Genomic DNA, 16,126 nt, shown 5'->3' with positions numbered 1-16,126 from the left:
ACATTGGTTATGAAGGGTTTCATGCTTCCCAAAAGCGCGTTGGATAAGAAAAACCAGTCCTCATTAGGGTTTCATGAAGCCCAAAATAGAGTTGGAAAAGTAAAAATGGTCCTCAGAAGGGTTTATGAATCCCAAAGTAGAGTTGGAAAAGTAAAAATGGATTCATGAAGGGTTCATGAAGACCCAAGTAGAGTTGGATAAGAAAAACCAGTCCTCATGGAGGGGGCATGAAGCCCAAAACAGAGCAGGAAAAGAAAAAACGGACTTCATTATGGATGCTTGATATCAAGTATGAAAGCAGATATAAATATGTTTTCCTTACTAACCCAAGATGCTATGATTTAGTAATCAGGTCTTGATTAATAGCAGGGAGGTGTAGTGGTGTCACATAACAAAGATCAATTAAAAAGTAATTTACTGCTTTACATTAACTCCCCAGAAAAGCAGCGTGCACTATATCGTCGAACTTTGATTATTGTAGTATTATCACAAATTTTTGGCGGTGCAGGACTGGCAGCTGGTATTACAGTTGGTGCACTTCTGGCACAAGATATGCTGGGAACAGACAGCTTTACAGGAGTTCCAACTGCGTTATTCACACTTGGATCTGCAGGAGCGGCTCTTCTCGTTGGGCGGTTATCCCAGCGTTATGGCCGCCGGTTGGGGCTGGCAGCTGGTTTTCTTGCCGGAGGGATAGGTGCAATAGGAGTAGTGGTTTCAGCCATCACAAGTAATATTTTACTTCTTTTTGTCTCCCTTCTAATCTACGGCTCAGGGGGCGCTACAAACTTACAAGCCCGCTATGCAGGAACTGACTTGGCAAGTCCAAAGCAGCGTGCTACAGCGATTAGTATTGCCATGGTTTCAACTACCTTTGGTGCGGTCGCAGGTCCGAACTTAGTGGATGTTATGGGCGGATTTGCAACAAGAATTGGTGTCCCGGCACTATCAGGACCGTTTATCCTAGCAGCAGCCACCTATATTCTCGCTGGTTTGGTGCTTCTAGTGCTACTTCGTCCTGACCCGCTCATCGTTGCTAAAGCTATTGCCGATGAGAAGAGAAACAACAAGAACATCCTTATAGATAGTCATACACACTCACTAACGTTTAACAAAAGAGGAATTGTTGCCGCAGCAATATTAATGGTATTAACCCAATTGGTGATGGTTGCCATCATGACGATGACACCTGTACATATGGGAGAGCATGGTCATGGTTTACGTGAGGTTGGAATGATCATTGGATTCCATGTTGGTGCTATGTATCTTCCATCTTTGCTGACAGGAGTCCTCGTTGATCGAATTGGACGTCTGTATATGGCAATTGCAGCAGGTATTACCTTACTTGCAGCAGGACTGCTCGCTGCCATCGCTCCCGGTGAATCAATGACATTACTTACCTTGGCACTCATATTGCTTGGTCTAGGCTGGAACTTCGGATTAATAAGCGGAACTGCGATTCTTGTTGATTCAACGAATACGGCCAATCGTGCAAAAACGCAAGGAACCGTAGATGTTATGGTTGCCTTATCCGGAGCAACTGGAGGTGTACTTTCTGGAGTTGTGGCTGCGAATACTAGTTACGCAACACTATCCATTGCAGGAGGAATTCTGTCACTCTTCCTCATACAAGTATTAATCTGGTCAAGTTCTAAAAGAGTTAAAGTTACTGCGTGAATTGCAACTTTTATTTGAAAATAATGTGAAACCTTCTGGCATAGTGGACCGTCCACTTATGCTAGAAGGTTTTTATTATTTAAGGGGGAAATAGGATGAAGGGTATAGGTATGTGGGGTATTTTACTAGTATGCGTTCTCCTGACAGGTTGTAACAGTAACAGTGAGCAAACGAAAGGAGAACCTAAAAAAGAACAAACTCCACCTTCTAAACTAAATAAAAATAAGCAAGTGGAAGAACCTGAAGTTAAGAAGGGTACACCGGAGTGGGATATGCTGCAAATAGAACAAGCGGTTGAAAACAATGATGAAACTGTTTTTATGAGTTATCAAAACAGTGAGAATCACCTCTTCTTTAAAGAACAAAAAAGATGGATAGAAGAAGCGAAATTTAAAAAAGAGCAAGGCTATACACTATCTGTGGACATTAGTTTTACGAAAGAAAATGATACGAAAGGGATGGTTTATTTTAGAGTCAAGATGAGTCATCCTAATTTCGAAAGCACAAATAACTTAGTCATCTACCAAGCAATTAAGGTTAATGAGAAGTGGATTCTAAATGATGTGCCATTTGAAACTCTAACTTCCGAATCTGGATCAATCACAGTTTATTATAAAAAAGGACAAGAAGATACAGCTCAAAAAACATTAAAGGATGCCACAGATATAGTAGCCTTCTATTCAAAAATGTTTAATTGGAAACCAGAACCGATCTCCATAAAAGTATAATCCAATATTAATGAAGTGTCGGCCACAGTCCCATGGGTCATGTTGAGCGGATGGAATGAGATTGGAGAATCACTAAAAATTAACTCAGGCGTCATGTCGCAAATTTTTAAATATCTGGCCCATGAATTAACACATAAGATGGTAGGAGATATAACCAACGATAATGCCTCCATCTATATACAAGAAGGATTTGCTACTTATTTACAGGCTGCCATAAACCGAGACGGTAACGGAATGGTCTCATTTGATCCTCAAAAACCGATTGAAAACGCGCAAAAAGCAATGGAAATCTCGAATACTTTAAAAACAATCGAAGAGCTTGGGCAAATTGATTACACTGATCCTGAAGGTTCCATGTACCGTGATGGAGCACTACTAAGCACGTACCTAATCGAAACAAAAGGGATAAATATATTTTTTGATATGCTTAAGTCTTTATCTGCGTTTGAATATATAGATAAGCGCATTGAACATAAATTGGAAATGGTAAATTCACGAACAGTGGAGGCTATCGAGAAGGTTTATGGTCCTGATGAACAAGTTTCTGCGGATTTAAAAAACTATTACCTCAAATAGAACGAACTGATGAATGAAGCATAGACTATTGTATCAAACTGTAAGGGTGTCAAACCATGAAATGGATGAGACAAGTACAACCAATGATTGGGCAGGCTTGGACTGGGAGACACGTGGTCTTACTTCATTGTTCAACGAATAATCAACTTATACATTTATATAAAAGCTACCACGCACCAATTGAACCTCCCCGCGAAAACTGTGCTGAAACATTATCACAATTATTAAGTATCGGCTATCGTATTCATGCTATTACAGCTATTTCACCAAATCAAATTCAATACTTTTTGGTCCTTGAATAAAGTTTTCACTTTTCGACCAAATAAACAGCCGCTTCAGTCCTAAAAAAAGCGGCTGTTTTCATTTGCTCAAGTTTAGTAAAACAATCTGATTAGTGCTAATTTACTAAAGTGAAAAGGATAGTCTTTTTTATCCATTCACATAAATTCTAAACTTATTTATTATTATTTATATTACGTACCGAGTTCGTCTGATAAAGTATGTTTCAACATCTGATAGATTTTTATGGAGGGAAGGTGGAAAATAGTGAACACAGATCAAGCTTATGAATTGTTAACTGACGCTGGAGTAAATGAAGAACTCAGTATTCAAACAGTTAGACGATGGCTGCGTGAAAGAAAAATAAAATACGTGGGCACAGTTCCTCAAAATTCTAGATACATAATTGATGATACAGACAAAGCCTTGAACATGTTAAAGGATGCAGGTGTTTCCGAACGTATTGGAATCCAAATTGTACGACGATGGCTTAGGGAGGGAAAGATTCAAAACGTGGGGAATGGGAGAAGTGAATATTTTCCAAATGAAACTCTCTCAAAGGTGTATTTAACTAACGATACAGATCAGGAAAAGATTTTAGTTCAATTAAAAGTAAAACTTAATACACAGGATGAACTTATAAAAGGAATGGAACAACTACATAAGTCATCTATCGATACTTTAATTCAACAAAGAGAAAATTTAAATAATGAAATCATCGAACTAGAGCATGAAAATAGTGACCTACAAAAGGAAATGAAGAAGCTGCTAAAAGAGAATATTGAATTACGAAATCAATTGTTAAAATTAAAGGAAGAACTTTCTAAAGGAAACAAAAAAGAACCTGATAAGGTTCCAGAAACAATACCTACTAAAATGAATGATGTCCGTCGGAAATTAGGACTCTCAAAAACGTCCAGTCATAAAGACGTTTCTTCAGGGTATAAAAAATTATTAAAAGTCACGCATCCAGATCAGGGTGGCAACGCAGCAGCCTTTCATTATATTAAAACAGATTACGATTATTTTAGAGCTAGTATTAAAGAATAATTGACATCGATATCGTACACACTTAACCATTCTAGTGCCTAACAACAAAGTTAGGCACCTTTTTATAAAAGATTTGAATATAAATAGAAATAAATGTAGAGGAGAGGATACATATGGAATTAACCTTAGAGTATGCCAAACAATTAGACCAAGCTGATAGCTTGAACAAATTTAGAGAAGAATTTTACATAAAACCAAATTCCATTTATATGGACGGAAATTCATTAGGACTCCTTTCAAAACGAGCAGAACGAACTCTTTTAGAATCCTTAAATGATTGGAAAGAACATGGAATTGATGGCTGGACAAAAGGAAAACACCCGTGGTTTTTTTTATCAGAAAAATTAGGAGAGATGATGGCTCCGTTAGTCGGAGCTTCCTCTGATGAGGTAATTGTCACGGGTTCAACTACGGTAAATTTGCATCAGCTTGTAGCTACTTTTTATCAGCCGGTAGGAGAGAAATCAAAAATTCTAGCGGATGAATTAACCTTTCCATCTGATATTTATGCTCTTCAAAGTCAGCTTCGCATTCATGGATTTGAATCAGATACACACCTTATTCGTGTAAAAAGCCGGGATGGACGTTTCTTAGATGAAGAAGATATTATTGACGCCATGACCGATGAAATTGCGCTTATCATTTTACCTACGGTACTTTATAGAAGCGGCCAAATCTTGGACATGAAGCGTCTAACGGCTGAAGCGAATAAAAAAGGAATATTAATCGGTTTTGACGGCTGCCATTCCATCGGTGCCATACCACATTTGTTTAGTGAATGGGGTGTTGACTTTGCCTATTGGTGCAATTATAAACATTTAAATGGCGGACCAGGAAGTGTGGGAGGTTTGTATGTAAATAAGAAGCACTTTGGAAAAGCTCCTGGTCTTGCGGGCTGGTTTGGTTCTAAAAAAGAGAAACAATTTGATATGGAACATATTTTAACACCTGCTGAATCAGCCGGTGCCTATCAAATTGGCACACCTCATGTTTTAAGTCTTGCTCCTTTACTTGGTGCTTTAGAGATTTTTGCAGAAGCAGGAATTGAAAATATTCGGGAAAAGTCATTGAAAATAAATCGGTTCTTAATGGATTTGTTGGACCAAGAGTTATCCGAAATGGGAGTCACCATAGGGAACCCAGTAGACGATGTTCGCCGAGGCGGTCATGTGAGCCTAGAGCATAAAGAAGCAGCACGGATTTGCAAGGCATTAAAAGAAAATGGTATTATTCCTGATTTCCGGGCACCTAATATTATTCGTCTCGCTCCAGTAGCACTATACACTTCTTATAGTGAGGTATGGGAAGTAGTACAAATCCTAAAGAAAATTATGGACGAAAGACAATATGAGAAATTCGCAAATGAACGAGAGGTCGTAGCATAAAATTACGAATAGAAGGATAATAAGTGGAACAAAATTACTCACCTAAATAAAGGAAATGAATATGGAAGGGGATTGAACATAGTGGGGGAGAGTTTTACATGAATACACCAGAAAAAAATACTAGCCAAGGATTAGAAAAATCAATTCAAACAGATTTCCAAAAAGCAATGTCATATGGTGATTATCTGCGTCTTGATAAGATTTTAGATAGTCAGCACCGCTTATCTGACCACCATGATGAAATGTTATTTATCATAATCCATCAAACTAGTGAACTATGGATGAAATTAATTATTCATGAATTATCAGAAGCGATTACGTATATTCGCCAGAATGATTTAGAACCATCTTTTAAAATTCTTTCTCGTGTTTCGAGAATCCAGCAGCAGTTGATTCAGTCATGGAGTGTTCTTTCAACTTTGACTCCTTCAGAGTATCTAGAGTTTAGGGATAAACTCGGTCAATCCTCAGGGTTCCAATCATACCAGAATCGGATGATTGAATTTGCATTAGGCAGCAAAAATGCTCATACCCTAGCAGTCTATCAGCATCAAACAGAACTATATGAAAAAATGCAGGAGGCTCTTCACAAACCTAGTATTTATGATGCAGCGATCCATGCACTTGTTGCCCGCGGAATACCTGTTGATGACGAGGTCCTAAATCGCGATTTATCTAAAAACTATGAACTGAATGAAAGTGTTGAAGAAGCATGGCTGAAAGTTTACCGTAATGTCGACCAATATTGGGATTTATACGAGCTGGCTGAGAAATTAGTCGATATTGGAAATCAACAGCAGTTATGGCGGTTCAATCATATGAGTACAGTAGAACGCATTATTGGACATAAGCAGGGAACAGGGGGATCATCAGGAGTAACCTACTTAAAAAGAGTCCTAGACCAGCATTTTTTTCCTGAGCTTTGGAGCTTAAGAACGAAATTATAGAAAAAGTTTTAGAAAAAAACTAACGCAAAAAAAGCACCGATACTGGTGCATTTTTGTGTTGGTTCAATTTTTATTAATTATTTAGAAAATAATACAAATATACGGTAAGTTCAGATAAAATTAATAATGTAAAAATATAGGAAAAGGTGGGATCATATGCTACATGAAAAATTAGAGATAAAACATGAACAGGATACCGCAACATTGTATACTTACATATTAGATAATTCTCCAGAAATAGATCCAAACCGAAAAAGGCCCATGATTGTCATATGCCCGGGAGGAGGATATCAATTTACATCTGAAAGAGAGGCAGAACCGGTTGCTATCAGGTTGAACGGTATGGGATTTCATTCATGTGTCCTAAAATACAGTGTGCAGCCAGCGGTATTTCCATCAGCTCTTTGTCAATTGGCAAAAGCAGTAGGTAAGGTACGTGACCATGCAGACGAGTGGAATGTAGATACTAATAAAATAATTGTTCTTGGCTTTTCCGCTGGAGGTCATTTGGCAGCAAGTCTTGGCGTGTTCTGGGACAAGAAGTTTTTAACAGACAAGCTAGAATACCCGAAGGAAAAAATTACTCCAAACGGTTTAGTCCTTTGTTATCCAGTCATAACATCAGGAAAAAATGCACATCGCGGCAGTTTTGAAGCTTTATTAGGGGACAAGTGTCAAGATGAAGAAAATCTAAACTTGTTATCTTTAGAGAAACAGGTTACGGCTAATACTCCTCCAACATTCTTATGGCACACTTATACGGATATAGCCGTTCCTGTTGAAAATAGCTTTATGTTTGCAGAAGCACTTTTAAAAAATAAAGTTCCTTTGGAAATGCACATATATCCGAATGGAGTTCATGGATTATCCCTTGGAACGGAGGAAACGAAAAGAGTAGATAACGACATGCACATCCAGACAGAAGTTACCAATTGGATTGAGATGGCAGCCCGTTGGATAAAAGGACTTTAAAAATTTTTGTTTTAGGTTATTTTCTGCTTAAGAGAAAAATACTTACTGCTAATGTAATCACGGATATATACTTACTAGCTAGAATCAGATAACTAATGGTTTGTGACTCCAAATGAACATTTGGATGTTTTATTAATGTGTAAACGATTAGAATCCCAAAAAACAGGATGGTATAGGCATGTTTGTAGGAAGTGTTAATAATTAGGAATCCTTTATGATCTTCTTTTTTATTTATAAGAAAAATGATCTGATAGGACAAGACTAATAATAATAGATAGGTTAATAGGATGATACCCAACTCAATGGTCAATGGAGATCCTCCTTAACGTATTTTACTTGAAAAATTTAGTCGAAAAAGCTAACAAAATGGTACTTTAGTCCATTTTGTTAGCTTTTTCACATTTCACAGACCAGGACTATCTTCTTTTTCATTTTGATGTGCAGGGATTGGAATTTTCTTATTTGCTAATTTACCTTTTTCCCATTTGAAAATTTTATTTAAGAATAGATAGATATTTTTGGATTCTTTAGTTAACAGTGGCCCAATTATAGCCAATATCAATACATATACAGCTGTAAATGGTTTGAGAATTGGCAGTAATCCTCCGGCAAGTCCTAAGTTAGCAACAATGATTGAAAATTCACCTCTAGAAACGATTGTTAATCCAATATTGGAGGAAGCTTTATAAGACAATCCCGCTTTTCTCCCGGAAATCATTCCTGCTACAAAGTTACTAATAATCGTTAGTAGTACTGCACCGACAGCAAGCCAAACCGCTCCTCCTAAACTAAAGGGGTCAATGCTTAATCCGAAGCTAAAGAAAAAGATGGCTCCAAAGAAATCTCTAAAAGGAATGACTAAATGTTCTATGCGCTCGCGGTGTTCTGTTTCAGAGAAAACTAAACCTAATAATAATGCGCCAATGGCCTCGGCAACATGTAGTTTTTCTGAAAATCCTGCGATAAAAAAGAGTGAAGCAAAAATGACGAGGATAAATATTTCGTTAGATTTAATGTTTAATAGTTTATTGAGAATAGGTGCCCCTTTTCGAGCAATAACAAAGAATAGTATCATATAACCCAGTGAAATGAGGACGGAAAGGATTGTTCCTCCAATCGTGGTCGATCCGCCGAGCAATAGACCAGACATGATGGAGAGAAATAATGCTAGGAAAATATCATCAAAAAGAATAATTCCTAGGATTAATTCTGTTTCAGAATTGGCCGTTCTTTTTAAATCGACAAGAACTTTTGCCACAATGGCACTAGAGGAAACACTTAGGAGACCTGCAATGATTAAGGTTTCCATAATAGGAAAACCTGTAGCGAAGCCATAAGCTAAACCTAAGATAAAATTAAGTGCGACGTAAATAGAACCGCCAACTACAATCGAACGTCCTGAACGAACTAATTTTCCAACTGAGAATTCAAGACCTAAATAAAAAAGTAAAAATAAAACTCCAATACGTCCGAAAAACTCAATAATTTCTGAGCTTTCAATGAAGGTAAGATCAATAATACCAATTTGAGGAGCGTGCGGACCAACTGCCATCCCTAAGAGGATTAGAAACGGGATGATTGAAAATTTCAACTTTCCTGCTAATACTGCTGTTAGAGCAACTAGTACTAATGCGGTTCCGACTTCAAAAACTAAATGATTCGTCATCGTATCACCCGTCCCTTCTTGAGAGTACTTCTTTAACTATCTTTTTTACTTGATTGCGTTCACCAGACACAATAACGGTATCGCCTTCTTCTAGTAGAGTTTCAGGACCTGGAGTATGAATTTTTTTATGATTCTGACGTTTAATAATCGCAATAATATTTACTTCATAAGATTGACGGATATTAAGTTGTCCGATGGTTTGATTTACAGCTGCAGCATTCGTTTCTACATTAAACCATTCAATCACTAAATCATCGAATGCCATTTCTATCGTTTCTAATGCTTTTGGCGCGTAAGTCATTCCCCCAATGATTGCTGCAATTTGTCTTGCTTCCTGATCATTGAAGGTAGCGCTAGCGATTGCTTCCTCATAATCCTCCTGATCGAAATGATAAATGTCTCTTCTGCCATCATCGTGAATGATAATCACAAGCTTATCCTTACTATTGGTGATGGCCTCAAATTTCTTCCCGATACCTGGGAGCTCAATTTCGCGAATATTCATGTTTACTTCCTCCTCAAATAATTTGTACACGGATAGAGTGCTTCTTCCTATAAGTTGACATCAATTTCTGTCTTGATTTTTTCATCTTTGGAAATTCCAAGGTACTTTAGCGTCTCTGAAGGGGTTGAGTGGTTGAAATGCTTTTGCAGAATGGAAATGGCGATTCCACGTTTATAGGCGTGAAATCCAAAGGTCTTACGCATGGAATTGGTTCCAATTTTACCTTGTATTCCAATCGCTTCTGCAGCTTGATGAATGATTCGATAGGCTTGCTGGCGAGTAATCGGTTTGTCGGTTTTGGCTGACTTGAACAAATAATTTTCAAACGTTAATTGTTGCTTTTGGACGTAGTGGAGAATAGCTTGCTTTACTTTAGCATTCAAATAGATTTCCTTCATCGTGTCATGATGTGGGTAGGAATAAAAATTCTTTACACTGTCTTCCTTTTCTAATACATCGCCAACCTTGATATCGAGCATTTCGGTAATTTTCAACCCCGTGTTAATTCCAAAAACAAAAAGTAAATAATCTCGCTCGGAATGCTTTTTTAAATACTTTTTAATTAAATTGATTTGCTTGATGTCCCTTAGAGCTTCAACATACTCCATAAAAGATCTCCTTTATCCATGTTACATAATAATATTGTAACACGGTATTATGTAACATTCAAATTTTCTGCATAACTATACAAGTCTTTGCTTTAAATCAGATTCTAAAATGGTGAATTCATTTCAGTTTTTGTTTATCGAAAGGTTTTATTACTATATAATCGAATACAAGATCGTTTTACGAAATGGAGATTTTACTATGAAGCCAAAAGTAATTGTTTATAAAAAATTGGATAAGAGAATTTTGGATGATATTGCAGACAGTTGTGAGGTTATTTATTTTGAAAAACTTGATTCTGAAACCTATCCTGTTTTTCTTGAAGCATTAAAGGATGCTCAAGGTTTATTGGGCTCAGGGCTAAAAGTAGACAATAAGCTATTGGATCAAGCACCACATTTGAAAATAGTCTCCAATATATCTGTAGGATACGACAATCTGGATATGGCCGCTATAACAGAGAGAGGAATTATGGCAACCAATACCCCAGATGTTCTAAATGATACGGTAGCAGATACAATAATGGGATTAATCCTATCGACTGCTAGAAGAATTCCTGAATTAGATCAATGGGTTAAATCGGGTCAGTGGGAATCTGGTCTTGGAGAAAAATGGTTTGGGGTCGATGTGCACCATAAAGTGTTGGGGATCATTGGGATGGGCGGCATTGGGTCCGCTGTGGCCAAAAGAGCACATTTTGGATTTGATATGGAGATTTTATATCATAATCGTTCCCGGAACGATGGAGCGGAAGAAAAATATGGGGCTGCATACTGTTCAATGGAGGAATTGTTAAGGAAGTCAGATTTTGTCTGCTTGATGACACCTTTAACTCCAGAGACCGTAAATTTGATCGGTAAAAGAGAATTCGAGCTTATGAAAGAGTCGGCGATCTTCATAAATGCTTCAAGAGGGAAGACAGTCGACGAAGAAGCGTTGATTCAAGCGTTACACAAGGGGCAAATACACGGTGCAGGACTAGATGTTTTTGTTCAAGAGCCAGTGAACAAGGATAACCCGCTGCTTTCGATGAAGAATGTTGTTACGCTGCCCCATATTGGCTCGGCCACCAATGAAACGCGATTCAAAATGGCCTTAACAGCAGCAGAAAATTTAGTGTCAGGGTTACAAGGGGAAATACCGCCAAATTTAATAAGGAAATAGGGAAGTAAACCTCGCCTATATTCAAGGCGAGGTTGTTTTTATTGTTGTTTTATAAACATTACTTGAAAGTTTATGAATAAATAAGCTGCATTGTTGAGCAATTAACTCTTTATCATTGTCCAAGCTGGCAACATGGTAAGAATGATATAACGGAATCACTTCTTTAATTTCTGATTGAACCGATGACAAAATATAATTCGTGTTTTCAGGCGAAACCACGTGGTCTTCTTCCGAACGAAATGCCAGAACAGGGCAATTCACACTTTGAAGTTTATCCTTTGTATCAGCCATTAATGCAAATAACTGATTAATCGATCGAATGGGTGCTTTCGTATAAGTAATTTCTCGAACATTTTTTGCTTTTATATCTGGTTCACCTTCATCAACAAAACGGGGGATGTGTTTGTTTTTATACCTTTCCATTGGAGGAATAGAGTTGATTGCCGCATTGATTAACATGATTCCTTTAATATTGTTATACTTTTGTGAGAGATTGAGTGTTAAAGTACCACCCATCGACTGTCCTATGACAAAGATGTTGGAGCAATGTTGTTGTAAAAAAGTGAAACCATCTTCTATACTATTAAACCAATCATGATAATTGCACTTTTCCATATCCTCAAAATGTGTTCCGTGACCTTTTAATCTAATTCCGTAGACGGTGAATCCTTTATTTGCAAGATATTCTCCCAAGTACTTGACGCTTTGTGGAGTTCCAACAAAACCATGCGATATTAAGATCCCAATTTCATTTCCTTTAAAGAAAAAAGATTCAGCTCCTGGTAACACGGGGTATTGTTCAATCATTTGTAAAACTCCTTCCTTTAACATTAGTATAAGTAAATATTAAAAAAACACCTCCTGATTAAAGAGAGGTGCCTTTTGCTGTCAAATCGGCAAATTACTATTAAGTATCTTTAAGATATACCTATAATTCCGATGTGTCAAGTTGGTTTTATAGTAAAGTCAAAAAATTTAAAAAAGTCATTGACAATAACTTGGTTACAAAGTATATTTTAGACTATAGCTTTAATCCCAAGTAAACAAGTGGGTAATGTAAGAAAAGGAATAGTATAATAGTAAGCCTATTGGTCAACCAATGGCTCCTCTAAATTTTGCTGATTGGGCAAAATAGAGGAGCTTTTTTTATTCCTTTTTATGCTAATCATAAAGGAGAGTTGAAAATGGGAAAAATTCTACGACAAGCGGTGGAGAAACGGCGTTTGGAATTAATTAACAAACTCATTGCCTTTGGTATTTATAAAAAAGAGGAACAACATCTATTTGAGCTATCCCTAACAGATCTAGAAAACGAATTTAAGAAATTTATTGGAGATCAACATCCGCATAGCGAATTAGAATCCTTACATTGGATTAATAAAAATAATACCTTAAGTTGACCAGACAGCTGGAGACTTCCTTATTTAAGGGGAGTCTCCTTTTTTATTGACGAAAGGAGGTGGTGCGATCGGTGGACCGATAGAACATCTTTGCATGATTACATTTAACAAAAAATATTAAGGGGATGATGTAAATGGCGATTGAGTTAACTCAATCTTATAAATTGGCAAATCAATTGTATGATATGAGTCTTAAAGCTGATGTTCTTGTCATTGGCGGGGGACCAGCTGGTGCATGGGCTGCCATAACAGCAACTCAAAATGGTGCTTCCGCTATCTTAGTTGATAAAGGTTATTGTGGCACAAGTGGAGCCACTGCTCCTTCAGGCACTGGTGTTTGGTACATACAGCCTGATAAAGAGAAAAGAGAAGAGGCAATGAAAAGCCGTGAAGCCTTAGGCGGGTTTCTTTCAGAACGAAAATGGATGAAACGAGTGCTTGATCGTACCTATGAAAATATGAATCAATTAGAAAATTGGGGCTATCCATTTCCAGTAGATGAAAATGGGGTAGCACATAAAAGAAGTCTGCAAGGACCCGAATACATGAGATTAATGCGAAGGAAATTGAATAAAGCAAAGATTACGATCCTAGACCATAGTCCTGCGCTAGAGCTTTTGTACGATAGTCATGGCGTGGCAGGTGCAGCTGGCATTAACCAACAAACCGATCAAACATGGTCTGTCCAGGCAAGTTCAATTGTTATTGCTTCTGGCGGTTGCGCATTCCTTAGCAAGGCATTAGGATGCAACGTCTTAACAGGAGATGGTTATTTGCTGGCAGCTGAAGCTGGAGCTGATTTTTCGGGAATGGAGTTTTCCAATGCATATGCGATTACGCCAAAATTCTCTTCCATTACAAAAACAGCTTTTTATAATTGGGCTTCATTCACCTATGAGGACGGATCCATTATCGAAGGTGCTGGCTCCCAAAGAGGCCGGTCAGTTCTTGCAAAAAAATTGCAGGAAGGTCAAAAAGTGTTTGCCCAATTAGTTAAGGCAAAAGATGATCTCGACTTGCAAAAATGGATGAGAATAGCGCAGCCGAATTTCTTCGTACAATTTGATCGAATGGGGATTAATCCATTTGAGGACCGATTCGAAGTGACGTTACGGCTTGAAGGGACGGTACGCGGAACAGGCGGCATTCGTATTGTGGATGAGACATGTGCCACATCCATACCAGGTCTGTTTGCAGCAGGTGACGCTGCAACACGGGAATTGATATGCGGCGGCTTTACAGGAGGAGGAAGCTATAACGCTGCATGGGCGATCTCTTCTGGATACTGGTCAGGGGAAGCAGCTGCAAAGTATGCCACTAGTTTCAACCAAGATAAAAGAGATAGAGCACTAACAAGAAAACAGGTAATCGGAATTAATGAACACTCTAGTGGTAAAGATTTTCTCGATGCCACCGAAGTGACCAAGAGGGTCCAAGTAGAAGTTACACCTTTTGACAAAAACCTGTTCAGAACAGAAGAAATTTTAACACCTGCCTTATTAAGGCTAAACACTTTATGGAATGAGACTAAGACGAGTCTACAGGTAAATCAGGGGAATCTATTACGGGTTCGAGAATCAGCCGCTATGTTAGCAACATCAAGATGGATGTACACAACGGCACTAGAACGAAAAGAAACACGTGGGATGCATAAAAGACTAGACTACCCTGTCTTGGATGAAAATCAACATTATCGTCTAATTACTAGTGGGTTAGATGAGATAAAAGTGAAACCAACTACCATATTGCAAAACACGTAAGGAGGAAAAAACTTGATTGAAATTTTACTTGAAGACCAGTGTGTAGAATGTAATTTATGTGTAAAAGTATGTCCGACGAACGTTTTTGAAAGAAGAGATGGAAAAGCACCTGAAATTGCACGACAGGATGATTGTCAGACTTGCTATATGTGTGAACTTTATTGTCCTGTTAAAGCTTTGTATGTGGCACCAAACGCCGATGAGGTTATGGGGATAACGGAGAAAGATTTAAACGAAACGGATTTAATAGGAAGTTATCGTTCTAGTATTGGCTGGGAGAAGGGGCAAAAATCCACAGCCAAACAGGACTTGGCATATAAATTTTATTTAAAATAATGGGAGTGTGGAGAGAGTTGAAGAAGATTATTGAGAAAAAATACTTATTTTTTGTCGTCTTACTATTTACCCTGCTTTTAACGGCATGCAACTCAAATGGTGCTGCTACTAGCGCGGAAACTAAAAAAGTGAATAGCACAGAGTCAAATAAAGAAGTAAATGGTGGAAAGACGCTTCGGCTTGGTTATATTAATTCCACGGGATCGGCGAGTGAAGGGAAACCAGCAATATCAGGTGCTGAAGGCTGGGCCATTGAAAAGGGATTTCTAGAAGATGAGTTGAAAAAAATCGGTATTACCGAAATTGAATATTACTCTTTTCCCAATGGACCTAATTTAAATGAAGCCATGGCCTCTGGAGAAATAGATTTAGGCATTTTCGGTGACACACCAGCGTTATTGGCTAGGGGTGCAGGGCAAAAAACAAGATTAATTGGCTTGGCAAATATATATCAGGACATCTGGCTTGTAACCAATAAGAAAAATGGAATTTCTAAACTGGAAGATTTAAAAGGAAAAACAGTTGCTACATCTAATGGTTCTTATATGTTTCGCTATATTCAAGGATTATTAAAAGAGGAGGGTTTACTAGATGAGGTCAAATTTGTTTCTTTATTCCCGCCAGAAGCACTGGCCTCACTAGAACGTGGTGACATACAAGCCTATGCATTCCCGACTTATATGGGTCCAAAACATGTGAAACTCGGTTTCCCACTTGTATTACAGGCAAGCAAAACAACTCCAGAATTAACAGGCACTTCTGTCATTGTAGCGACTGAAAAATATCTGGATGAAAATCCAAAATTCTTATCCGTCTGGGATGCTACACGTACAAATGCAGTAAAAGATTTAAAGGAACATGCGGAAGAGTATTTCCAATATGCTGCTGTTGTATCGAAGCAGGATTTAGATGTTGTGAAGGAAAGCATTCCATTAGATAACATTAGGGAAGAGAGTTTTCCTGATGAAGGGATCAAATTATTAGAGGGAACGAAAAAATTTTTGGTAGAACAAAAATTAATTAAAAAAGACTTTGATTTATACGAGTGGATAATACGAGAATAATAGCCGTCAAT

18 protein-coding genes are annotated in these 16,126 nt (G+C 37.8%); 13 read left to right on the top strand and 5 right to left on the bottom strand.

The genetic code is table 11. The features are described 5' to 3' along the window. Nucleotides 1–381: 381 nt before the first annotated feature. From ACN6MT_RS22390 to ACN6MT_RS22355, 8 genes are all read left to right on the top strand, one after another. Nucleotides 382–1,677 (top strand): MFS transporter, encoded by a 1,296-nt coding sequence (locus ACN6MT_RS22390; protein WP_419888117.1) that lies wholly within the window; start codon nucleotides 382–384, stop codon nucleotides 1,675–1,677. A gap of 95 nt (nucleotides 1,678–1,772) precedes the next feature. Then, entirely contained in the window at nucleotides 1,773–2,405 is a 633-nt protein-coding gene (locus tag ACN6MT_RS22385) for a hypothetical protein (protein ID WP_419888116.1), read from the top strand. Nucleotides 2,406–2,444: 39 nt separating this feature from the next. Beyond that, nucleotides 2,445–2,981 carry a hypothetical protein gene (locus ACN6MT_RS22380; RefSeq protein WP_419888115.1) on the top strand — a complete coding sequence of 179 codons (537 nt, stop codon included), beginning with the start codon at nucleotides 2,445–2,447 and terminating at the stop codon, nucleotides 2,979–2,981. A 56-nt stretch (nucleotides 2,982–3,037) separates the two neighbouring features. Continuing rightward, complete coding sequence (locus tag ACN6MT_RS22375) at nucleotides 3,038–3,283, top strand: hypothetical protein (RefSeq protein ID WP_063253521.1); 246 nt, start codon at nucleotides 3,038–3,040, stop codon at nucleotides 3,281–3,283. Nucleotides 3,284–3,527: 244 nt separating this feature from the next. Further along, complete coding sequence (locus tag ACN6MT_RS22370) at nucleotides 3,528–4,310, top strand: hypothetical protein (RefSeq protein ID WP_419888114.1); 783 nt, start codon at nucleotides 3,528–3,530, stop codon at nucleotides 4,308–4,310. Between the two features lie 113 nt (nucleotides 4,311–4,423). After that, nucleotides 4,424–5,695 carry a kynureninase gene (gene kynU, locus ACN6MT_RS22365; RefSeq protein WP_419888113.1) on the top strand — a complete coding sequence of 424 codons (1,272 nt, stop codon included), beginning with the start codon at nucleotides 4,424–4,426 and terminating at the stop codon, nucleotides 5,693–5,695. Nucleotides 5,696–5,793: 98 nt separating this feature from the next. Next, nucleotides 5,794–6,642, top strand: a complete 849-nt coding sequence (gene kynA / locus ACN6MT_RS22360; protein ID WP_063253518.1) for a tryptophan 2,3-dioxygenase — start codon at nucleotides 5,794–5,796, stop codon at nucleotides 6,640–6,642. 156 nt (nucleotides 6,643–6,798) lie between these two features. Beyond that, the gene (locus ACN6MT_RS22355) at nucleotides 6,799–7,614 is read left to right on the top strand and encodes an alpha/beta hydrolase (protein ID WP_419888112.1); all 816 of its coding nucleotides are present in this window, start codon (nucleotides 6,799–6,801) and stop codon (nucleotides 7,612–7,614) included. Nucleotides 7,615–7,630: 16 nt separating this feature from the next. Here ACN6MT_RS22355 and ACN6MT_RS22350 read toward each other — a convergent pair whose 3' ends face one another. The 4 genes from ACN6MT_RS22350 to ACN6MT_RS22335 form a co-directional block, all read right to left on the bottom strand. Beyond that, nucleotides 7,631–7,924, bottom strand: a complete 294-nt coding sequence (locus ACN6MT_RS22350; protein WP_419888111.1) for a hypothetical protein — start codon at nucleotides 7,922–7,924, stop codon at nucleotides 7,631–7,633. A gap of 93 nt (nucleotides 7,925–8,017) precedes the next feature. Next, entirely contained in the window at nucleotides 8,018–9,280 is a 1,263-nt protein-coding gene (locus tag ACN6MT_RS22345; RefSeq protein WP_419888110.1) for a cation:proton antiporter, read from the bottom strand. A gap of 4 nt (nucleotides 9,281–9,284) precedes the next feature. Next, nucleotides 9,285–9,785 carry a cation:proton antiporter regulatory subunit gene (locus ACN6MT_RS22340; protein WP_034674274.1) on the bottom strand — a complete coding sequence of 167 codons (501 nt, stop codon included), beginning with the start codon at nucleotides 9,783–9,785 and terminating at the stop codon, nucleotides 9,285–9,287. A gap of 47 nt (nucleotides 9,786–9,832) precedes the next feature. Next, the gene (locus tag ACN6MT_RS22335; protein WP_419888109.1) at nucleotides 9,833–10,393 is read right to left on the bottom strand and encodes a tyrosine-type recombinase/integrase; all 561 of its coding nucleotides are present in this window, start codon (nucleotides 10,391–10,393) and stop codon (nucleotides 9,833–9,835) included. Nucleotides 10,394–10,592: 199 nt separating this feature from the next. Here ACN6MT_RS22335 and ACN6MT_RS22330 point away from each other — a divergent pair, with 199 nt between their 5' ends. After that, nucleotides 10,593–11,555, top strand: coding sequence for a 2-hydroxyacid dehydrogenase (locus ACN6MT_RS22330; RefSeq protein ID WP_419888108.1), 963 nt, complete (start codon nucleotides 10,593–10,595; stop codon nucleotides 11,553–11,555). A 21-nt stretch (nucleotides 11,556–11,576) separates the two neighbouring features. Here ACN6MT_RS22330 and ACN6MT_RS22325 read toward each other — a convergent pair whose 3' ends face one another. Next, nucleotides 11,577–12,362 carry an alpha/beta hydrolase gene (locus tag ACN6MT_RS22325; RefSeq protein ID WP_419888107.1) on the bottom strand — a complete coding sequence of 262 codons (786 nt, stop codon included), beginning with the start codon at nucleotides 12,360–12,362 and terminating at the stop codon, nucleotides 11,577–11,579. A 377-nt stretch (nucleotides 12,363–12,739) separates the two neighbouring features. On the opposite strand from ACN6MT_RS22325, the gene ACN6MT_RS22320 reads away from it, so the two are divergent. The 4 genes from ACN6MT_RS22320 (at nucleotide 12,740) to ACN6MT_RS22305 (ending at nucleotide 16,115) form a co-directional block, all read left to right on the top strand. Continuing rightward, the gene (locus ACN6MT_RS22320; RefSeq protein WP_419888106.1) at nucleotides 12,740–12,955 is read left to right on the top strand and encodes a Fur-regulated basic protein FbpA; all 216 of its coding nucleotides are present in this window, start codon (nucleotides 12,740–12,742) and stop codon (nucleotides 12,953–12,955) included. 134 nt (nucleotides 12,956–13,089) lie between these two features. Next, a complete protein-coding gene (locus ACN6MT_RS22315; RefSeq protein ID WP_419888105.1) occupies nucleotides 13,090–14,715 on the top strand; it encodes an FAD-binding protein in 1,626 nt (541 codons plus the stop codon). A gap of 12 nt (nucleotides 14,716–14,727) precedes the next feature. Then, nucleotides 14,728–15,051, top strand: a complete 324-nt coding sequence (locus tag ACN6MT_RS22310; RefSeq protein ID WP_419888104.1) for a 4Fe-4S binding protein — start codon at nucleotides 14,728–14,730, stop codon at nucleotides 15,049–15,051. Between the two features lie 17 nt (nucleotides 15,052–15,068). Beyond that, nucleotides 15,069–16,115, top strand: a complete 1,047-nt coding sequence (locus tag ACN6MT_RS22305) for an ABC transporter substrate-binding protein (protein WP_419888103.1) — start codon at nucleotides 15,069–15,071, stop codon at nucleotides 16,113–16,115. Nucleotides 16,116–16,126: the final 11 nt, after the last annotated feature.

The organism is Neobacillus niacini (assembly GCF_048572935.1).
Taxonomy (GTDB): Bacteria; Bacillota; Bacilli; order Bacillales; family Cytobacillaceae; genus Neobacillus; species Neobacillus niacini.
Note: the sequence above shows the minus strand (reverse complement) of the source record. Positions and strands in the feature narration are given on the sequence as shown.

Bases quoted from the DNA above. Each gene is read 5' to 3' on its own strand.
- ACN6MT_RS22375 (WP_063253521.1), top strand. From the start codon at position 3,038: ATGAAATGGATGAGACAAGTACAACCAATGATTGGGCAGGCTTGGACT.
- kynA (WP_063253518.1), top strand. From the start codon at position 5,794: ATGAATACACCAGAAAAAAATACTAGCCAAGGATTAGAAAAATCAATT.
- ACN6MT_RS22355 (WP_419888112.1), top strand. From the start codon at position 6,799: ATGCTACATGAAAAATTAGAGATAAAACATGAACAGGATACCGCAACA.
- ACN6MT_RS22315 (WP_419888105.1), top strand. From the start codon at position 13,090: ATGGCGATTGAGTTAACTCAATCTTATAAATTGGCAAATCAATTGTAT.
- ACN6MT_RS22340 (WP_034674274.1), bottom strand. From the start codon at position 9,785: ATGAATATTCGCGAAATTGAGCTCCCAGGTATCGGGAAGAAATTTGAG.
- ACN6MT_RS22345 (WP_419888110.1), bottom strand. From the start codon at position 9,280: ATGACGAATCATTTAGTTTTTGAAGTCGGAACCGCATTAGTACTAGTT.
- ACN6MT_RS22335 (WP_419888109.1), bottom strand. From the start codon at position 10,393: ATGGAGTATGTTGAAGCTCTAAGGGACATCAAGCAAATCAATTTAATT.
- ACN6MT_RS22325 (WP_419888107.1), bottom strand. From the start codon at position 12,362: ATGATTGAACAATACCCCGTGTTACCAGGAGCTGAATCTTTTTTCTTT.
- ACN6MT_RS22330 (WP_419888108.1), top strand. From the start codon at position 10,593: ATGAAGCCAAAAGTAATTGTTTATAAAAAATTGGATAAGAGAATTTTG.
- ACN6MT_RS22380 (WP_419888115.1), top strand. From the start codon at position 2,445: ATGTTGAGCGGATGGAATGAGATTGGAGAATCACTAAAAATTAACTCA.
- kynU (WP_419888113.1), top strand. From the start codon at position 4,424: ATGGAATTAACCTTAGAGTATGCCAAACAATTAGACCAAGCTGATAGC.
- ACN6MT_RS22385 (WP_419888116.1), top strand. From the start codon at position 1,773: ATGAAGGGTATAGGTATGTGGGGTATTTTACTAGTATGCGTTCTCCTG.
- ACN6MT_RS22320 (WP_419888106.1), top strand. From the start codon at position 12,740: ATGGGAAAAATTCTACGACAAGCGGTGGAGAAACGGCGTTTGGAATTA.